Source organism: Bacillus fungorum (genome assembly GCF_002746455.1).
Taxonomy (GTDB): Bacteria; Bacillota; Bacilli; order Bacillales; family Bacillaceae_G; genus Bacillus_A; species Bacillus_A fungorum.
On record NZ_NWUW01000027.1, the window covers coordinates 17014 to 34535 of the forward strand.

The window sequence follows — 17522 nt, forward strand, 5'->3', positions numbered from 1 at the left end:
ATTTAAAAATAGATAATTAAAATAAAATATAATTATAAAAGGAGAAATTAAAATGACAACAATGCAAGTAAGTAATGAAATGTACAAAATCCCAGAGGCGGATGTAGAATTATTAAAGATTATGGCCCATCCAGTTAGGTTACAAATTGTGAAGGAGCTAGAACATCGTAAAGTTTGTAATGTAACAGAGTTAACAGATCTATTAAAAGTACCGCAATCAACCGTATCTCAGCATTTATCCAAGATGCGTGGCAAGATTCTACGCTCGGAAAGAAAAGGGTTAGAGATGTACTATCATATTGCAAATTCCAAAGCATGCCAGATTGTTAGTGTACTAGGTTTATAATTAGCTCAAACTAAATAGCAGATTATAAGATTAAAGATAAAATAAGGGCAGCCTGATATGGCAGCCCTTATTTAATTTGTGATTTTGCATATATTTTTGCACATTTAGTATAGCAAACATTATTCTTTCCTATCAAACTTCAATCTAATTTTTTTTCTCAATATGTTTCGTTTACTTTTATATTATAATAAAATTAATTCTTTTTATTTACGTATATTTCCTGGGGTGAATCCTTATTATAAGGATTCCTTTTTTGTTTTATAATCAATTAACAATATTTAAATGAAATTTTCAGCTGATATATATTTATAAAGCTACTGTTGAAATAGCATGTTTATAAATGAATTGTTGCTTTCCGTGACTGGAAACTAGCACTGAAAATTTATCAACAGCGATAATAATTCCAGGTACTCTAACGCCGTTTATTAAGAATATCGTTACTAATCTTTTTTCCTCTATTAATTTGTTGTAAAAATCTTCTTGTGTATGCATGAATAGTTTCTTCCTCTCTTTAAATGTTTTAATCTTTTTAAATCCTTCTTATGGATGCAAAAGAAATAGTTTAATTATATCACTGTTATTGTATATAAAGATTTTAAAATAATATTTTTATGATTTTTATAAGGAGCAACTTCATATAAAAACAAAAGCCCTCACCATAAAGTGAAGACTTTTGTTTGTTTATTATCCACCATGATTTCCGTGTGCATATTGAACAATATCAATAGCTTTTTGTGTTTTTGTAGGGGATTGGGCACCAAACATTAAAGTAAAAATAGTAATTACACCAACTAAACCGAGAATTGTCTTTTTCATTTTAATGCCTCCTTCTCAAAACCTTCAATCTAGGGGTACTTTCTCATCCGTTCTTTTTAATTTTATATATGTTCTCCATGATCCATGTAAATATCACCGTATTCGTATGCTGGTGCAGGTGGTCGTCCGTGGTCAAAAGCAACCAATCCAGTGTTTCCATCAGCAGTATTGTCAGATACATTTACGTTTTCATAACTAGAAATATAATCTGGTCTTTGTGGTGCAGGTGGTCTGCCATGATCTGCTTGCGATGTATAAGATTCTGTAAAGCTTCCAATAATCAAAACAGCTGCAAAACTAACAAATCCCATTAATACTTTTTTCATTTTAATGCACTTCCTTTCTGAAGTAATTGCTTGGCATCATGAGATATATTAAAGTATTTGCTAGCTTTCTCATGATTACCTTCTTGATAAAATTTTTTCGCTAAAACTCCAGAATATTCTTCGACAAAGCCATATGATTTTTGGGATTCAAAATAACTAAGCCCATCTGTAACAGCTGCTTCTAAACTTTGTTTGCAACTTTCATCGTACTGTGCTTGAAGTATTCGGAAGTGATGTGTATATTCAACATCTGCTAATTCAAAACCTTGAAGTAAGAATTCATACGCTTTCTCGATTTCATTTACTTTAAAATATTCTCGTGCTAATAAGAATACAGTTTTATGATAAGGTCTCTCAGATGAATAAACCTCCATTAAATGCCGAATCGCAGTTGCAGATATGCCTTGTTTCGCATAAAGAAAACCTAAGTTGTATTGAATTAAGGTAACTAATCGAGCACAGTTATGCTTTTTAGCCATATCTAAGCACTTAACAAAAAGTTCTTCTCCTTGTTCGAACTGACTTAAAGTAACACTTGCCAATCCTAGGATAGTATCGCATTCAATTTGATGTATTATATAATCTTCATGTTTTTTGTATATGTCTTTTGCTTTCATTACATGCTTAATTGTCAATAAAGGTTGTTGCAGATGGTAATATAGTTCACCAAGTTTATAATTAAATTCAGCTCTTTCAATATCGCTAGGAATATACTCTAAAAGTCGTGCTGCTTCTTCAAACTGTTCCATTGCTTCCATATAGTTAGCAATCATAGTGTTATGTACAGCTTTATAGAAATGATAGTAGTATTTTAAATAATCATCGATAGCCTTTGTTGTAAGTTTTTCAACAGCATCAAAATCACCATGAGATATATATGATTTATTTATTAACACTTTATAACTATAATCCAATAAAGAATAGTACAATAAAAGATTTTGGTCTTGTGAGTCGCGATTCTGTTCTACCATTAATACACTAATTTTTTCGTCGATTTCTTCTTTCATCTTCGTTGCTTTCGTAATTTGCTTTGATAGTATGACTTTGTACCAGTCATTTAATAATTTCGTAACTTCTTCGTTATTCAGAATTACTTGCATATAAATCCCCCTTATCTTTTTTATCTTTATACTAAATGATAGCAGAGTTCAATTGTAATAAGTTGTAAAAGGAAAATTTATAAATATTATTCATAATAATGAAAAAACTTTATATCAATTGACAGAAAACACCTATGAAGAAGAAACGGAACTTTGGTAAAACCCCCTATAAAAATACGTCCGTAATCCCAGTAACCATCTAGTTTAACAGCTATTTGTCGAATTGTTTTTTTATCAATTTAGTCAGAAAAGTGTTTATTTTTAGTGTTTTATGGCGTAACATCTGAACCATGCTAACAAATACCGGTATAAAAGCATAAAAATAGGTTTTTTGTAAGAATAAGGGCTTTGAAAATATTATATAATAAGGGGAAATGTACTATGAAATTCAAGAAAGCTATTGTTGGTACTTTAAGTGTTTCTTTATTATCTGCAAGCCTGTTGTCAACAACTAGTGCGTTCGCGGCCGAAGAAAAAGCTGCAGATGTAAAAACGCATGCTACTACTTCACTACCAGTGGTTAATGTACATGCTGAAAATAACACTATTAATCAACAAGAAATTGATAAAGCTGTCGCTTCGATACTCAATGAGGTAGGACAAACAGCACCGCAAGTCCAAGTGAATGAAGATTCTATGCAAGAACTCGGGGTAGTCAGTATTGGCACGAAACTGATTAAAAAATTTGGGGGTGGTTATGTAAAATCAACCCTACCTAAGAAAATCTATGGGAAATTCCCAGCTGAATTAACAGCAAAAGTATCTGAGGCACAGTGGGTAGGTATTTGGAATACGTATATTTTAATGGGACCTTTAGATGAAGTTCATGACGTAGTAACGGATGCTTTAGACCCGTATGTTTGGCATTGGGTAGCAAGTACGTGTGGCTACATTGCACAAGGAGTAGTGTACGCTTTAATTTAAGTTTTAATTCAGAAAGGATAAACTATGAAAAATAAATTTATAGACATTAAGTTTATCTTAATAATATTCTCTGTATATGCTGTAGTTCAATTAACTAGTGGATTAAAATTAAATAATTGGTTTATGACGGAGTTACTTCGATTATTGCTATGTATTAGTGTGGGAGTAATAGTATCTATAATTTTAAATACTCTTTTTAAAAAGAAATAGTGTAAAAACAAAAAGCCTTTCACTCGTTATGCTGTGAAGGGCTTTTTGTCGTAAAAAAATGACAGTTGAAATAGGGTGTTTTTGCCCAAATCCCCAAAATGGGGTATAACGTCTAAATAGCAGAAGCTTATTCCCCTTTTTGTGGGATGGGCAAAGATACATATGATATTTTCATCGGAATTCAGAAAAAACAGTTTAATCATATCGTTTTTCTTTATATTAATACTTTAATCTGTACCAATTCACGCAAACGTGATAAGATTAATTTAATTAATTCACGTTTGCGTGAAAGGAGAGTGCTTAGAAATGAAAGCAGAACGAATTTTTGAGTGTACTAGTGAAGATGGTATATGGAATAAGGCAATATTCAAGACGAAAGAAGGTATCTATTATTATGTGTCAGAGAATAGTACGATTGAGATAACTGGCCATGAGTATATAGATTTAGACATATTAGAAGAAGTCCATCAGGGAGAGGATCATAATTTGTTTGCGGTAAAAGGAGACGAAAGAGACATGCTGCAGCAGTTAGAGTTGGATGGATTTAATTTTGAAGATGTTGATTGGGGAGACCTTAACCTATTGGATAACGAAATTATGAGTAGTACGGATGCAATAGAAGAGTGGGGAATTGAATCATCGACATTACGTAAACGAATAAATGATTTCCCAAGAGGCTCAATCCGTAAAATTGGCACGACATATGCTGTGACTCGATTTGGAATGCGCAGTGTTTTCGGTTCGAATAAGAAATAAGTAAAAATATAATAGGGAGGTAGCGTTCAATGAAGAATCACACAAGGAATTCTAAAGGGCAATTATTGCAAACTAATAAGAAATGGTCTCACCTAAAGCAAAAGCAGCGTGAAACCATTTCAACTTGGCTGAGAGAGGCTTATATCGAGAAGATTAAGGTTCATAATCGTAGATTGAAACCAAGAGAACATGAGGATGTTTTAGAAAGCGTTATGAGTAACATCTATGATCGTGAAATTTGGATTCCGGATTACGAAGTCGAAAAGTATTACAAAGGAAAAATAAATAAATGGTATAACAAACATATTTCCTTGGAAGAAAAAAATGATAAGGAGGAAAAAATATGAAATATAGTATCGGAGATATTAGTACTTCATATATAATCCGTCTAATTTTAGATGATTTAAACACATTTATTACAACAGGAAAAAGGCAATTTAATTTCTGCTCAGAATCCGGAATATCCTCAGTAGAGGAACTAATTTCGGATTGGTTGGAATGGTTTAATGATTACCCGGAAGGTATGTCACCAGATGAATTAAAAGAAATTGAACAAGAAATAGGAGAATTGCTGGGTAGTATGTCAATATGGTCTCATGATACAGAAGAAAGAGAAGAATTTATAGAGCAATTTAGCGATTATTTCGGGGAATATATAGGTTTCTTTAAATTAGTTAGTGATGTATATCTTGAAGAATTGAAAGATGAGTTGTCATATTAATATCTTATATTCATGATATTTTTATAGAAAGAAGTATTAATGTATATTCTTTAGGTGATGAAAAAGTGAAAGGAAAAAAGAAAATGAAATTAGAGATTGAAAAGTTTATTAGTGAAATAGAATTTCCGGAAGCTGCTATGAGACTTATTGAAGAGGGGATATTATGTTATAAATCAGGAGCTTATAGGTCAGCGTATATCATGTCATATTTATTTTTCTTAAGTGTAGTGAAGCACAGAGCATTAGAAAGTTCATATGCTCCCATTGGGTATGGTAGAGAACGGAAGAAGAAAACAGACGAAATTTCAAACGATGAATTCTGGGAAAGAAAAGTATTCGACTTATTTACTACAGAAATATCACATAGTTGTTATTTTGAAGTTAGCAAATCAGTAATTGCGCAAATGGAATATTGGAGGACTTTGAGAAACGATTGTGTACATTCTAAAGGTAATAAGTTTGTAGCAGCGCATGTTGAATCATTTTGGTTATTCATACAATCAACGCTCCCTGAGTTAGTAATTAACCGTAGGAATATCATGATCATGTCTAGAGAGCTTGATGAGTTTTTCGAAAATTGATGATTTTATAATTCTAATAAGGTTTAAGAAATGCTAATCAAGATCAGGAGTAATGTGACTTCTTTAATAACTTATAAAGTGAACTAATCACCACTTAGCAGACACTTGAATTATCCCAAAACTATTTTAAATGAGATAAAAAGTGAAGAGATTTAATCAGATACTTTAATGAAGAGGAGGAAGCTATAACAATGTAGCTTCCCCAAAATAATTGCACAAAATGCTGATTTTGTGCAATTATTAGTATTTTTTATTCAAATTGTCTCCGTTCTAGACGTTCAATTTCTTCTCATTTCTTTTCATTATTGATATTCGTATAGATGCTTGTGTTACTTCTACAGAAGTATGGCCTGGCTGATCGCACAGCAAGATCAGGTCTGTATTTTCTTTATAATGATTTGTTGCATATGTGTGCCTTAATTTATGAGGACTTCGCTTTTCATCAAAAGTACTTGTATATTTTCCAATTAAATTCTGTATAGCACGGACTGAAATTTGAGTATAATTACTTTGATATCTTGTAACAAACAATATATCTTCATCCTGAGGACATTTATATTTTCTTATCGAATCTTAATGTGTTCCAGGACATCATCTAAACATGATTGTGTCGCCAGAATGGATGATTTTTTATTACCTTTACGAGTTATTCTGAGGGTCCCCTGACGGAAATTAATGTTAGAAACAGTATAAGGTTTATTATGGATATGTCACATTCCTTATCTCGTAAAAAATAACTGTATTTACGAGGAGAAGTTTCTTTTAAGATTGTTCCGTAGTCATTTGCAATGAATCTTAGAAAAGTAACATCCTCATTATCATTAAATATGGTATTAACTACTTCATCAACCCTTGCAGCGGCATCCATTTTTCCTTGTGCATTTCAATTTTATCCATAACATTACGAGATAAATAAATTTTCCCGTTTTCAGCTTCTGTATTTCGTTTTAAATACTCGAAGAATAATTTTAGAGCAGACACCGTACTATTGGATTGTTTTTTTCTCAATTTCTTTACTTTGTTTAATGATAGTGTTTCTAAAGTTTGGATAGGGATATAGCATATTGCAATCTCATCTAGGGGTACGGAAACGATTATCGGTATGAGGGGCCACTCTGGGATTTAATTACAAATCAAAAAAGAACTTTATTCAAGAATTTTGATAAGTGCTATTGATAGTCTGCGAACCCTTTATTATCAATAGGGTACACTCTATTGAGAGGGGAAATATGCAATTATGCATATTTATATTTTTTTATTTTAATAGCAATGAAACTTAATATATAATAGAAAGGTTTTTTACGAATTGATAAGGAGATGCGAGTATGAAGAAAATCATAGGACTTATATTATCATTATTTTAATTATTTTCTACCTATGCACCATTGTTTACAGAGGAAGTCGAAGTTTTAAATCAAATAGGTCGCGTCAAAGAGAAAGGAGACTGGTATTATTATGGATCTTGTCAACATAATGCGAATTTTACACTAAGGGATTTTTAAATTGAAAAACTTGGTTTTACTGTATATTAAGAAGGTTCTATAAACGGACTACTCCATTTAAAAAATGAAACATCTTATGAATCAATTATAGGTTAGACAGAATGACTTAGGTTGTCCTTATGCGAAATATCAGTATGAATAGAAATTTGATAATTATATAAAACGCCGTAAATGAAGGATAAAATAAGTGCTGATTTTGCAATTATATTTTTAACAATTGAATAGGAGATATTATGAATACAATTAAGAAATTATTTTTAAGTTTTATGGTATGTATTTTATTATTCAGTACAGTAGGAACAGCGTATGCAGAACAAAATGGTCAAGTGAATTCATCATCTTTTATTGACGTTCCTAAAACTCATTGGGCGTATAAAGAAATGATGTATATGGTGGAGAATAAGATTATAACAGGATACGGAAATGGGTATTTCGGTGCAGCGGATCCTATTACTCGCGAACATCTCGCTGCTTTCTTGTATCGATATTTAAAACCGCAAGATAGTACAAATAATCCATTTGTTGATATTGGTGACAGCAATTTCAAAAAGGAAATTTTGGCACTAACAGCACGTGGTATTTTCAGTGTAAATGCTGAAAAAAAATTCAATCCGAAAAATAATATGACACGTGCCGAAATGGCAACTGTGCTTGTCAAAACATTCGATTTAAAACCGCAAGGAAATGTAGAATTTACGGATATGAAAGGTCACTGGGCCAACGAATATGTCAAAATATTAGCCGGTAACAACATAACAAGTGGTACAGGTGACGGAAACTTTAATCCAAATGGCATTGTTACTAGAGAGCAATTTTCTATGTTCTTATATAGAACGATTATGAAAGTAACAGATATGCAAAATGATGAATCAGTTGGCTGGGTGAAGGAGAAAGAGAATTGGTACTATTACAACAAAGATGGGAGTAAGCAAAGAGATAACATTACGTTAGATGGAATAGAGTACTCCTTTTTTAAAGATGGAAGGCTATTCCAAGGAAGAAAGCAGGTAGGGAAAGATACTTTATATTATAGTGAACCTGGTAAACTAAAGACTGGATGGAGTTTTTCTGCAACTTCATGGAGCTATTTAAAAGATGGGAAGTATGTGACAGGAACATTTACCTATCAAGGAAAACCATTTGAAATTAATAAGTACGGGGATATGGAAAAGGGATGGATTACTCTACGTTCTGCTGTTAAAAGAATCTATCCAAAGCCAGAAACAAAATTTCTATTGAAATCTAAGCCTGTAAAGGATGGAGATGTTTTAGAAGTCATATCCAAGCAAGGTTTATGGTATCAGGTCAAATATCAAGGAGAGGTTGGATATGTTCGAATACTGGAGTCTGTTGTAATTGGGGAATCACCAGTTCGTTCATGGGATGTAACAAAAGAAGCAACGAATTTGTCTCAGTTTATGATAACTGAGTATCATAAAGATCCTGAAAAGTACTTTCCGTCCAATATTCAAAAGAAATTTGATAAACAATTAGATAGTGACACAGAGGTTCTTGCGAATGGATTACAATGGATTGATCAATTAAAAGAAGCACTTTATTTAGATAATCAAAAAGGTTGGGTACAAGAAGAAGGAAAATGGACGTATTATAAAAAAGATGGGCAAAGAATAACAGGTTTCCAATCAATTGATGGGAAACGCTATTATTTTGGTGCCGATGGTTTTATGCAAACGGGCTGGTTACATACAGGTGGATATGATTATTATCTGGGAACCGATGGTGTAGTGCAAACCGGAATCCAACATATTGATGGCAAAATCTATTACTTTAGTCCATTAGGTTCTGTACAATCAGGTTTTACACATGTTGATGGGAAACCGTATTATTTTGATGCTTCTCATGAATCAAGAAATGGTTGGATGAAGCAAGAGTTTAACTGGTACTTACTACAGCCTTCAGGTGCATTACAAACAGGAGATTTTACATATAAAGACAAGAGATTCTCGTTTAATCAAGATGGAGAAATGATTAAAGGGTGGGTTACATTAGAATCCCTTGTTAAAAAAGTATATCCAGAGCCAGACTTAAGAAAAGCATTACGTGCAAAAAGTGTGAATAAAGGTGAAGTGATAGAAGTAGTGGGGAAAGTCGGTTCTTGGTATGAGGTTAATTACCAAGGTGAAAAGGGATATGTACGCATTCATGATGCTATTATTTTTGATCAGGAGACTAAAAGTCCACTCACTTTGCTTAATGGAAAAGTAAAGATATTTGAAGGTGTATTAGATTACTTAAAAAGTGACGAAACATACATAAATAATACGATTAAAATTTTAGAAGAAGAAGAACAACGTTGGGTAGATGATGCAGAAAACTTAGAGAATCTTTCCAGAGATATTAATGATGCAAAGCAAGATGTACAGTATAAAAGGAAAGTCATTAAAGAAGCGCATGATAAGTTAGAAGAATTAGTGAATGCCATGAAAGGTGACATAAGAAACTTAACGGTTACACAAAGGAAAGAGCTCGTAAAATTGCTTGGAGCCGATGGGAAAGAATTACTAGATTTTGGTATGGATACATATGTTTTTATACTTCAACAATATGTATCTATGGCTCAAGCGTATGAGAAAACCTATCAAGAATTAGATGTGGTTGCGGGTAAAGTTCTTGAATTGCAAAAAGATATTAACGCACTTACTCATCAAATCACATTGGATATGCAAGAATTATCGAAGGGATTATCTGGTGTCATTAAAGACTTAGGACCAGTGGTAAATAGCTCCATTCGCTTGAAACATTCCATAGATGAGGCGAAACCTGGGATGGAGGAACTTGTACAAGTAACAAGAAAAAATGTTCCAGTCATTGCACAAGACTTACAAGCATTGGATGCGAAAGTCCCAGGATTCTTCACAGATTTCAATATGGGAATAGATCTTGCAAATATCTTTATGGACTCGGCTAATAAAATAGCAAGTCATAAAGTTGATGTATCTGCTGCTGCCATTAATATTGGAAATATTGACTTGAGTAATGCACTACGTGATTTAGGTGGTGATCCATCTAGAGTATATGATCGTAAGAATGATGGAGATGTATCATTCTTATTGGGTATTACACCTATAATTGGTACAGGAAAAGAAATTGGACAACTTATCAAAGGTGAAGACTTAGTAACAGGTCAAAAATACGGTCCAGATGATTATGCATGGGGCACATTGGCCGTCGTATCTGGTGGTACAACACGAGTTGTTGGTAAAGTTGTAGGGAAGATTGGAGACCTTGAGAAGAAAGGTAAGGCTTTAGAAACGGCTGCAAAAACTACTAATTTCACAAAATATCCTACTGGTTTTGATGAAGTTGCTAAATATGTAAAAGAACATAAAAAATTACCGGATAATTATATCACGAAAGAACAAGCACAAGCACTTGGTTGGGTTAGTAAGGATGGGAACCTTCATAAAGTAGCCCCTGGAAAAAGCATAGGAGGTAATATATTCCAAAATAAAGGGAATCCCTTACCAAGTGCTCCAGGTAGAGTTTGGTATGAAGCTGATATTAATTATTCAACAGGGTATCGAGGTAATGATAGAATTCTTTATTCTAGTGATGGATTGGTATATAGGACTTCAGATCATTACAAAACGTTTACTGAAGTAAAGTAGAAAGGAATTTAGTTATGGAAAAAATATATTTAGATGGACGGATGTTTACAAGTAAAAATGCACTGCATAAAACATTAAAGAGCAAATTAGATCTTCCAGATTACTATGGTGAAAATGCTAATGCGTTGTGGGATTGCTTAACTGCATGGGTTACTCTTCCTTTAACAATAGAATGGGAATTTTTCAAAGAAAGTCAGAATATGTTAGGAGAAGAAGCAGATTTGATTCTAGAAACATTTCAAGATGCACAAAATGAAATGCCAGGTAAGTTCTATATTGTTGTAAAATAATTAAAAGGATCTTAGATAAAAATAAAAACCGTGGAAATATTTAATTTCTACGGTTTTTATTGTATCAATTAGGTTTTCTTTCATAGTGGCCCCTCATACCTCGAATCGTTTCCGTACCCCATCTATAACAACTAATTACTTAACATAGTCCATTTTAAGAAGTTTCGGTATTCTTAAAGTATCCATACAGAGTAACAAGGAGAGCTTTTTCCTTATTTTAAAATATTAAATATTATAACGTAATATAACGATTTTATTATTTTTATTAAAATTTAAATTGTCCTTGTATTTTGATATTTTCTAGATTATATGATATATTGTTATCAACCGATAACAATATATGTTTTTAATGAATAAAATGTAGTGTCGGGGGATAACATAATAATGGATGTGGTGTTTTGGCTTCAAAAGAGCAAGTCGAGAGTAAATTAGCAATAATTAAATCCTGTATCTCTCGTGGAAGTGATTATTTCACTTTCTTATCTAATCGCCCTGACAACAGGCAGACACTTCATGATTTAGGATTCAAGTTATGGGATGCAAAGCAGATTATATTACAACTAGATGTTTCAGACTATTACGAAGGTCCTGAACCTAATGAAAGTCCGAATGTACCAGCAGCATTTGCTAATAGTGAGATGTGGATGTTTGGTAAAGAAGTAGAGGGTCTTGTAACATTTGAGGTTTATATAAAATTCAGTTTTATTGAAACAGCTGAAGGTCCCGTCACTTGTTGTGTTTCTTTCCATAAGGCGAAAGAAAAAATTGTGTATCCCTTCAAGTAATGTGAAGGGATACACACACTAGGGGGAACTAATATGACTTTAAGAAAATTTTGTGTAAATTGTTTAGAACGGACAGCGGTAGAACTTGTGACTGTACCAGAAAAAGCAGAAATACAGGGTGAAACTATAACATATGATGCTAAGTATTATCTCTGTGCTAAATGTAATCTGCTAACTCCTAATGATGAACTTACAGAAGAAAATTTGGAAATGGCCTACAGAAAGTATCGTGAAAAGAAAGGTATGCTTCAATCAGAAGACTTCTTATATATACGCGAGGAATTGTATCAGGTTAGTTTACGGGTAATGGCTAAACTACTTGGGTGTAGTCCTGCTACATTATCTCGTTATGAAAATGGAGCATTACAATCTAAACAGCATGATCTTCAGTTTAAAACATTGCGTGATCCAAAAGTTATGAAAACCATTCTAGAGAGCGGTATAGATGATATTCCTGATAAAGACAGAAAGGCACTCCAGGAGAGGTTGTCATTTTTGTTAGATATTGTTAAATCAGCAGATATTTTAAAAGGATTGGAAAATGAACTCCATTTATTAGATATACCTTCAGAGATAGTGTGGGAGGAAGCGTCTATTGAGGAGGTTGAAGCATTTTTCATTATAAAAGGGCAGGAATTAGATGATGAGGATGATGATCTGAGAGTGTCACCATTGAAATTACAGAAACTCATGTATTATGCACAAGGATGGACATTTGCATATACAAGCTGTAACCTTTTTAGAGATGATTTTCAAGCATGGGTGCATGGACCTGTAGTTCCTGATTTGTATTTTAAGTATAAAGAATACGGTTCTAAACGTATCGACAAAGATTTAGGTACTAAAATTGAAAATTTAAGATTAACCTTTGAACAGTTGCAGATTTTGCATTGGGTTTGGAATAAGTATAGTAAATTTGAAGCTAAATTTTTAGAAGATTTAACTCATATGGAATTTCCTTGGCGAGAAACACGCGGTGATCTTCCTAATGATCAAAATTGTAATTGGGTTATAAGGCAAGAGGACATAGAAAGATTTTTTGGATCTATGTATAAAACGATAAAGCTTCTAAAAAAAGTATAAAATACCATACCATTATTATTTACTAGTAAATATCAATTAAATAGTTAAGGAGGGGTATAATGACAGGGATTGAAATGAATAAAAGTATTGAAGAATATTTAAATGTTTTAACCGGTAGTACATTTATTAAAATAGCAGAGGTTCATGGTAATCAGGTGGTACTTGAAACATATTCAAGTTATGACGAATATAAAATTAATAATTCTGATAGTTTGATTACAGAGAACAGTTATGAAATTTATTATTCTACAGGAGATGCTATTGAGAAAATATTGGCCGGAGAACCTGTAAGGATTTTACGATCATATCCACAAATCAATGAAGTTCTATATACCATAAGATTTAGAGAGGTTTCTTATACAATAAATATTACACGTGACGCTTTAGATGAATTTTTAGGGTTTAATATTATAGACTTAAATGGCAGTAAAGAATTATGGAGAAATAGATATGTTAATGTCTATTTAAGTGGATTGAAAAATAAAAAAAGAAAAGGATTGGTAAGAGCGTTCTCTAAATAACAACTGCTTGTTTTAAGGATTTAATAGAGAGTGTAAATCAATAATAAATAAAAGTACTTTTTTGTTTATGCAGAGAGTACTTTTATTTATTTAATTTGCATAAGTGCTTGTAATAAATTAAATAAAGATCAAAATGAGTCTAGTGATATGATTAATGAAATCGGTATTTTATTAATACTAAGGGAATTTTGCATAAATAAAAAATTTTTTAATTTTAATATATTAATTTTATATGTTTATAATAAAGGAGTGCGGTGAGATGAGTAATATTAAAGAGTTTATTCCCTTTATAATACCTATATTAACAGCTGTGGTAGGCTACATATTTGGACAAAAAACTACCAAAGTTAATCTTTTTTACAGCCAAAATGAAAAAAATTTAAAAAATGTTATTGAACCTTTGTTTTTGAGTATAAAAGTTATAAAGAGAGAAGAAAGTTCGTTTAAAAAAGAACAATTACTTAATAACCTATTTGAATCTTATATATCTGAAAACAAAGGTATCCATCAGATAGGAAGTAAAGATTTAATAGATGCTTTTTTAAATTTAGAAGGCTTATACCATGATTTTAAAGCAGAAAAAAAAGATGAGAAATGGGATAGATTTTGGATTGAGTTAGAATATTTTTATAAATGGATTGAAAAAGAATATTGGTCTAATTTTTATACTTTATATAGAGAATATCCATGGTATTTAAACAGTTTGAATAGAAATATATTTATTAGAATTTCTTTTGATGTGATTAGGTTTTCAAAAGATACAGTTAATTTCTTATCATCTTTATCATTAGGGTTTCTTTTGTTCAGCCTTTATGATAAGGTGCTAGAAGTAATGTTTGATAAAGGAATTATGCCTGAAGGTTCTATCGTATTTAGTATTCTACTATTGGCATTTTGTATAGCCTTGTATGGATTTACTACTATGTTTGGCGCATTTAGTCCTAATTCCTCACAACAAAAAGGCTACATAGATAAGCTAATAAGTAAGAATACAACTAAGAATAAAGAATTCGAAAAGAAAATTAAGATACCAAAAATGTACGAATGAAAAATATAAAAGTACATAAATTTAATCAATTTGCAAATGTCGCATCTCCAGATAAAGGAATTAGAAATGTTAATAACGAGAAATTACTAATATTCAAATCGATTTTCCATTCCTTTTCATAAGCAATAGCAGATAACTTTTAAGGTATTAACAAAATTAATGTTTTACTAATTGTCCATATAAAACTGCAAAAAGAATTTCAAGGCCGTTCTTATGACGGGCTTATTAGCCATACTACTATTGTATTTTCCTGGGAAAACCGTTGTAACAACGACCAATGTACGCTCGGTGGTCTTTTTTACGAAATGTGTGATGAAGTAAACGAACTGGATTGGGCTGTCACATTACAGCAATTAATTGAGCTTCTTTAAGATACACTAAAACAAACAAAAAGCAAACTCATAAAAATGATTCAAAGTCATCTTTAACAATGGATTGCGGGCCTTCCTAGTTATATCAAGGCGTATTTACCGATTTCTCTCTGCGAAAGTTGAGTTAAATAAAAAGCAAGAACTCCAGGGAAACATATGCTTTCTGTTATTATAACTCTTTTAAATCCTTATATTTTTTCAGGATTCACATTATATGTATAGTATTATTACTATACATATAATGTGAGATTATGGGAGCCATGAAAAAACAATTGCTCAAAGCAAGAAATTTGAGCAATTGTTTTTTGATTTTTTATTCAAACTGTCTTCTTTCTAGTCGGTCAACTGCTTCTCGTTTCTTCTCATTATTGATATTCGTATAGATACTTGTTACTTCTACAGAAGTATGGCCCAGCTGATCGCGCAGCAATACCAAGTCTTTATTTTCTTTATAATGATTTGTAGCATAGGTATGTCGTAGTTTATGTGGGCTGCGTTTCTCATCAAATGCACTTGTATATTTATCGATTAACTTCTGTATAGCTCTAACTGTTAGCTGCGTATATTTCCCTTTATAATTTGTTACGAAAAGTAAGTCTTCATCTTGAGGACAGTTATATTTACTAGGACGAACCTTAATATATTCCTGAACATCATCTAAGCAGGAGCGGGTGGCTAATATGGAAGATCTTTTATTACCTTTACGAGTCACTTTAACCGTCCCCTGACGGAAGTTTATGCTAGAGATAGTAAGACTAGCTACCTCAGAAACTCGAAGCCCAGTGCCTAAAATAAGGCTTATAATGGCAATATCTCTTTCTTTATCCCGCTGAAAAAAACTGTATTTTCGCGGTGATATATCTCTCAACATTTCTCCGTAGTCATTTGCTAAAAATTGAAGAAAGGCTACATCATCCTTTTCATTAAAAATCATGTTCGCAACATCATCTGCTCTTGCTGCTGCATCTACTTTCTCTTTATGAAGCTCAATTTTCTCCATAACATTACGTGAGATGTAATTTTCTCCTTTTTCATTTTCTGTATTCTGAGCTAAATACTTGAATAGTGATTTTAAAGCAGAGAAAGTTCTGTTAATAGCTCTGGTTTCAATACCTTCTCCCTGAAGATATCTTTGAAAAGTTCTAGCTTCATTTAATGGTAAATTTTCTAGTGTTGTAATTGGTACATCACATATATTTGTGACCACATTACCATTTTCAACGGCTAGTCGATTACTTATAAGCCATTTTAGAAACTTTTCAAACTCAGTAATGTAAGCATACAATGTAGCGGGGGAGAGGGCTGTTTTCATTTCTGCATACTCTATGATATACCAGGGCATTTTACTTTTATGTTTATCTATTAGTATTTTAAACTTTTCTTTTTCTTGGTTACTCATGTTGTACACCTCAAATCAAATCAAATCAAATAATGTAAATTAATTTTTAAACTAATACTTAAACCGATATTTAAACCAACTATTCGAATTTTTGAGCTAGAATGCTATTTTAATAAATAACTTGATTACATATATGGATACCATACTAATTTTTGAAAAAGAAGAGAGGTATCAATATATAATTGATACCTCTACTATACTCAATTCTATGAAATCTATCAAACTGTTCGTTAAATACACTTTTAACGAACAGTTTGAATTATATTTATTTATTGTAAACACTGATTATTTCACATGATAAGCGTTTTTGTACTCATCGAGAGTATAAATGGTTTTAATATCTCGGAAGGGGATTGATACATGTCCTTTTAAATGTGAATAACAAGTTTCTTTATATCCATACCTTTGATTTTCTAATACTTTGTCTATGATCCAGATCCTTTTTTCTAATTCTTGATCGTCAGATTCGACACCTCTAAAGCTCATGCAATCAAAATTACTTAAATGTGATTGGAATTTTAGTACATAGCAACAATGCTTTTCCTTCCAATCATTATTAATCTCAGGGGCATCTATTAATTCCGATAGATTTTTTAAAAATTCCGGCCGCTCATGAACTTTTGCGTCATAATTGGTAACATCGTCAGTTGTAAAAAATGCATTTATTGCATAGTCTGTAAATAACTTAAAGGTAACCCAACCTAAACTGTCAAATGTACCATTAAATTTTCTACTTATATCAATTATTTGTCCATTGTAGCCAATAGTTTTCCTTTCAATATCTATCGAAATACCTTTTTTCAATAAATAATTTTGTATAGGTGTTTCTAATGTAACAGCTTGTTGCAGATTTACTAGCCCAAACCTTTTTATTGAATCCAGTTGATCATTTACTGTTGTAACGTGGAGGGAAGTAAGATAAATTTCTTTTTCTAAAACTCTAGCACTATCTATTTTAAAATATTTAAGAAATGATTCTGCATTAGATTGAATCCCATTTAAAGCAGTTGCATCAAAAAATTCTAAAATATCCTCTTCCTCAATATTGAAATGTGTGCATAAACCTTTTAAATCATACGTAGTAACATCGTATAGAACGTTATTATTCATACAT

The 17522-nt window shown here is 31.8% G+C and carries 18 protein-coding genes and 2 pseudogenes; 13 read left to right on the forward strand and 7 right to left on the reverse strand.

The genetic code is table 11. From position 1 onward, the window contains the following. The first annotated feature begins 52 nt into the window (after positions 1 to 52). A complete protein-coding gene (locus CO726_RS25085) occupies positions 53 to 346 on the forward strand; it encodes an ArsR/SmtB family transcription factor (protein WP_000210395.1) in 294 nt (97 codons plus the stop codon). 306 nt (positions 347 to 652) lie between these two features. Here the strand turns inward: CO726_RS25085 and hfq are convergent, their stop codons facing one another. The 4 genes from hfq to CO726_RS25105 all read right to left on the reverse strand — a co-directional run bounded on the left by hfq (position 653) and on the right by CO726_RS25105 (position 2588). Then, positions 653 to 838: an RNA chaperone Hfq gene (gene hfq, locus CO726_RS25090; RefSeq protein ID WP_099686053.1), complete on the reverse strand. Its 186-nt coding sequence runs from the start codon at positions 836 to 838 to the stop codon at positions 653 to 655. A gap of 192 nt (positions 839 to 1030) precedes the next feature. Further along, the gene (locus CO726_RS25095; RefSeq protein ID WP_099686054.1) at positions 1031 to 1162 is read right to left on the reverse strand and encodes a Phr family secreted Rap phosphatase inhibitor; all 132 of its coding nucleotides are present in this window, start codon (positions 1160 to 1162) and stop codon (positions 1031 to 1033) included. 62 nt (positions 1163 to 1224) lie between these two features. Next, positions 1225 to 1488, reverse strand: a complete 264-nt coding sequence (locus tag CO726_RS25100) for a hypothetical protein (protein ID WP_099686055.1) — start codon at positions 1486 to 1488, stop codon at positions 1225 to 1227. Then, entirely contained in the window at positions 1485 to 2588 is a 1104-nt protein-coding gene (locus tag CO726_RS25105) for a response regulator aspartate phosphatase (protein ID WP_099686056.1), read from the reverse strand. Before CO726_RS25105 ends, CO726_RS25100 begins: the two co-directional genes overlap by 4 nt. A gap of 381 nt (positions 2589 to 2969) precedes the next feature. On the opposite strand from CO726_RS25105, the gene CO726_RS25110 reads away from it, so the two are divergent. The 5 genes from CO726_RS25110 (at position 2970) to CO726_RS25135 (ending at position 5780) form a co-directional block, all read left to right on the forward strand. Beyond that, complete coding sequence (locus tag CO726_RS25110; protein WP_099686057.1) at positions 2970 to 3512, forward strand: hypothetical protein; 543 nt, start codon at positions 2970 to 2972, stop codon at positions 3510 to 3512. Positions 3513 to 4028: 516 nt separating this feature from the next. After that, complete coding sequence (locus tag CO726_RS25120; RefSeq protein ID WP_099686059.1) at positions 4029 to 4478, forward strand: helix-turn-helix domain-containing protein; 450 nt, start codon at positions 4029 to 4031, stop codon at positions 4476 to 4478. Positions 4479 to 4507: 29 nt separating this feature from the next. After that, a complete protein-coding gene (locus tag CO726_RS25125) occupies positions 4508 to 4825 on the forward strand; it encodes a transposase (RefSeq protein ID WP_099686060.1) in 318 nt (105 codons plus the stop codon). Further along, positions 4822 to 5199, forward strand: a complete 378-nt coding sequence (locus tag CO726_RS25130; RefSeq protein ID WP_099686061.1) for a hypothetical protein — start codon at positions 4822 to 4824, stop codon at positions 5197 to 5199. Before CO726_RS25125 ends, CO726_RS25130 begins: the two co-directional genes overlap by 4 nt. Positions 5200 to 5264: 65 nt before the next feature. Next, positions 5265 to 5780 (forward strand): hypothetical protein, encoded by a 516-nt coding sequence (locus CO726_RS25135; protein WP_245916751.1) that lies wholly within the window; start codon positions 5265 to 5267, stop codon positions 5778 to 5780. Between the two features lie 289 nt (positions 5781 to 6069). On the opposite strand, the pseudogene CO726_RS33050 reads toward CO726_RS25135, so the two are convergent. After that, a pseudogene (locus CO726_RS33050) lies at positions 6070 to 6845 on the reverse strand (tyrosine-type recombinase/integrase); the annotation flags it as partial. 670 nt (positions 6846 to 7515) lie between these two features. On the opposite strand from CO726_RS33050, the gene CO726_RS25145 reads away from it, so the two are divergent. The 7 genes and pseudogenes from CO726_RS25145 to CO726_RS32620 all read left to right on the forward strand — a co-directional run. After that, positions 7516 to 10911, forward strand: coding sequence for an S-layer homology domain-containing protein (locus CO726_RS25145; protein ID WP_099686062.1), 3396 nt, complete (start codon positions 7516 to 7518; stop codon positions 10909 to 10911). A gap of 14 nt (positions 10912 to 10925) precedes the next feature. Then, positions 10926 to 11201 carry a barstar family protein gene (locus tag CO726_RS25150; protein WP_097815842.1) on the forward strand — a complete coding sequence of 92 codons (276 nt, stop codon included), beginning with the start codon at positions 10926 to 10928 and terminating at the stop codon, positions 11199 to 11201. Between the two features lie 398 nt (positions 11202 to 11599). After that, a complete protein-coding gene (locus CO726_RS25155) occupies positions 11600 to 11986 on the forward strand; it encodes a type II toxin-antitoxin system MqsR family toxin (RefSeq protein WP_099686063.1) in 387 nt (128 codons plus the stop codon). Between the two features lie 33 nt (positions 11987 to 12019). Next, on the forward strand, positions 12020 to 13069 hold the full coding sequence (locus CO726_RS25160; RefSeq protein ID WP_099686064.1) for a type II toxin-antitoxin system antitoxin SocA domain-containing protein: 1050 nt from the start codon (positions 12020 to 12022) through the stop codon (positions 13067 to 13069). Positions 13070 to 13128: 59 nt separating this feature from the next. Next, positions 13129 to 13590 (forward strand): hypothetical protein, encoded by a 462-nt coding sequence (locus CO726_RS25165; RefSeq protein ID WP_099686065.1) that lies wholly within the window; start codon positions 13129 to 13131, stop codon positions 13588 to 13590. Between the two features lie 259 nt (positions 13591 to 13849). After that, positions 13850 to 14638, forward strand: coding sequence for a hypothetical protein (locus CO726_RS25170; RefSeq protein ID WP_099686066.1), 789 nt, complete (start codon positions 13850 to 13852; stop codon positions 14636 to 14638). A gap of 179 nt (positions 14639 to 14817) precedes the next feature. Next, positions 14818 to 15132 (forward strand): annotated as a pseudogene (locus tag CO726_RS32620) (IS4 family transposase); the annotation flags it as partial. Between the two features lie 190 nt (positions 15133 to 15322). On the opposite strand, the gene xerS reads toward CO726_RS32620, so the two are convergent. Beyond that, positions 15323 to 16408, reverse strand: a complete 1086-nt coding sequence (gene xerS, locus CO726_RS25180) for a tyrosine recombinase XerS (protein ID WP_099686067.1) — start codon at positions 16406 to 16408, stop codon at positions 15323 to 15325. Positions 16409 to 16693: 285 nt separating this feature from the next. Next, positions 16694 to 17518, reverse strand: a complete 825-nt coding sequence (locus CO726_RS25185; RefSeq protein WP_098412715.1) for a hypothetical protein — start codon at positions 17516 to 17518, stop codon at positions 16694 to 16696. Positions 17519 to 17522 lie beyond the last annotated feature (4 nt).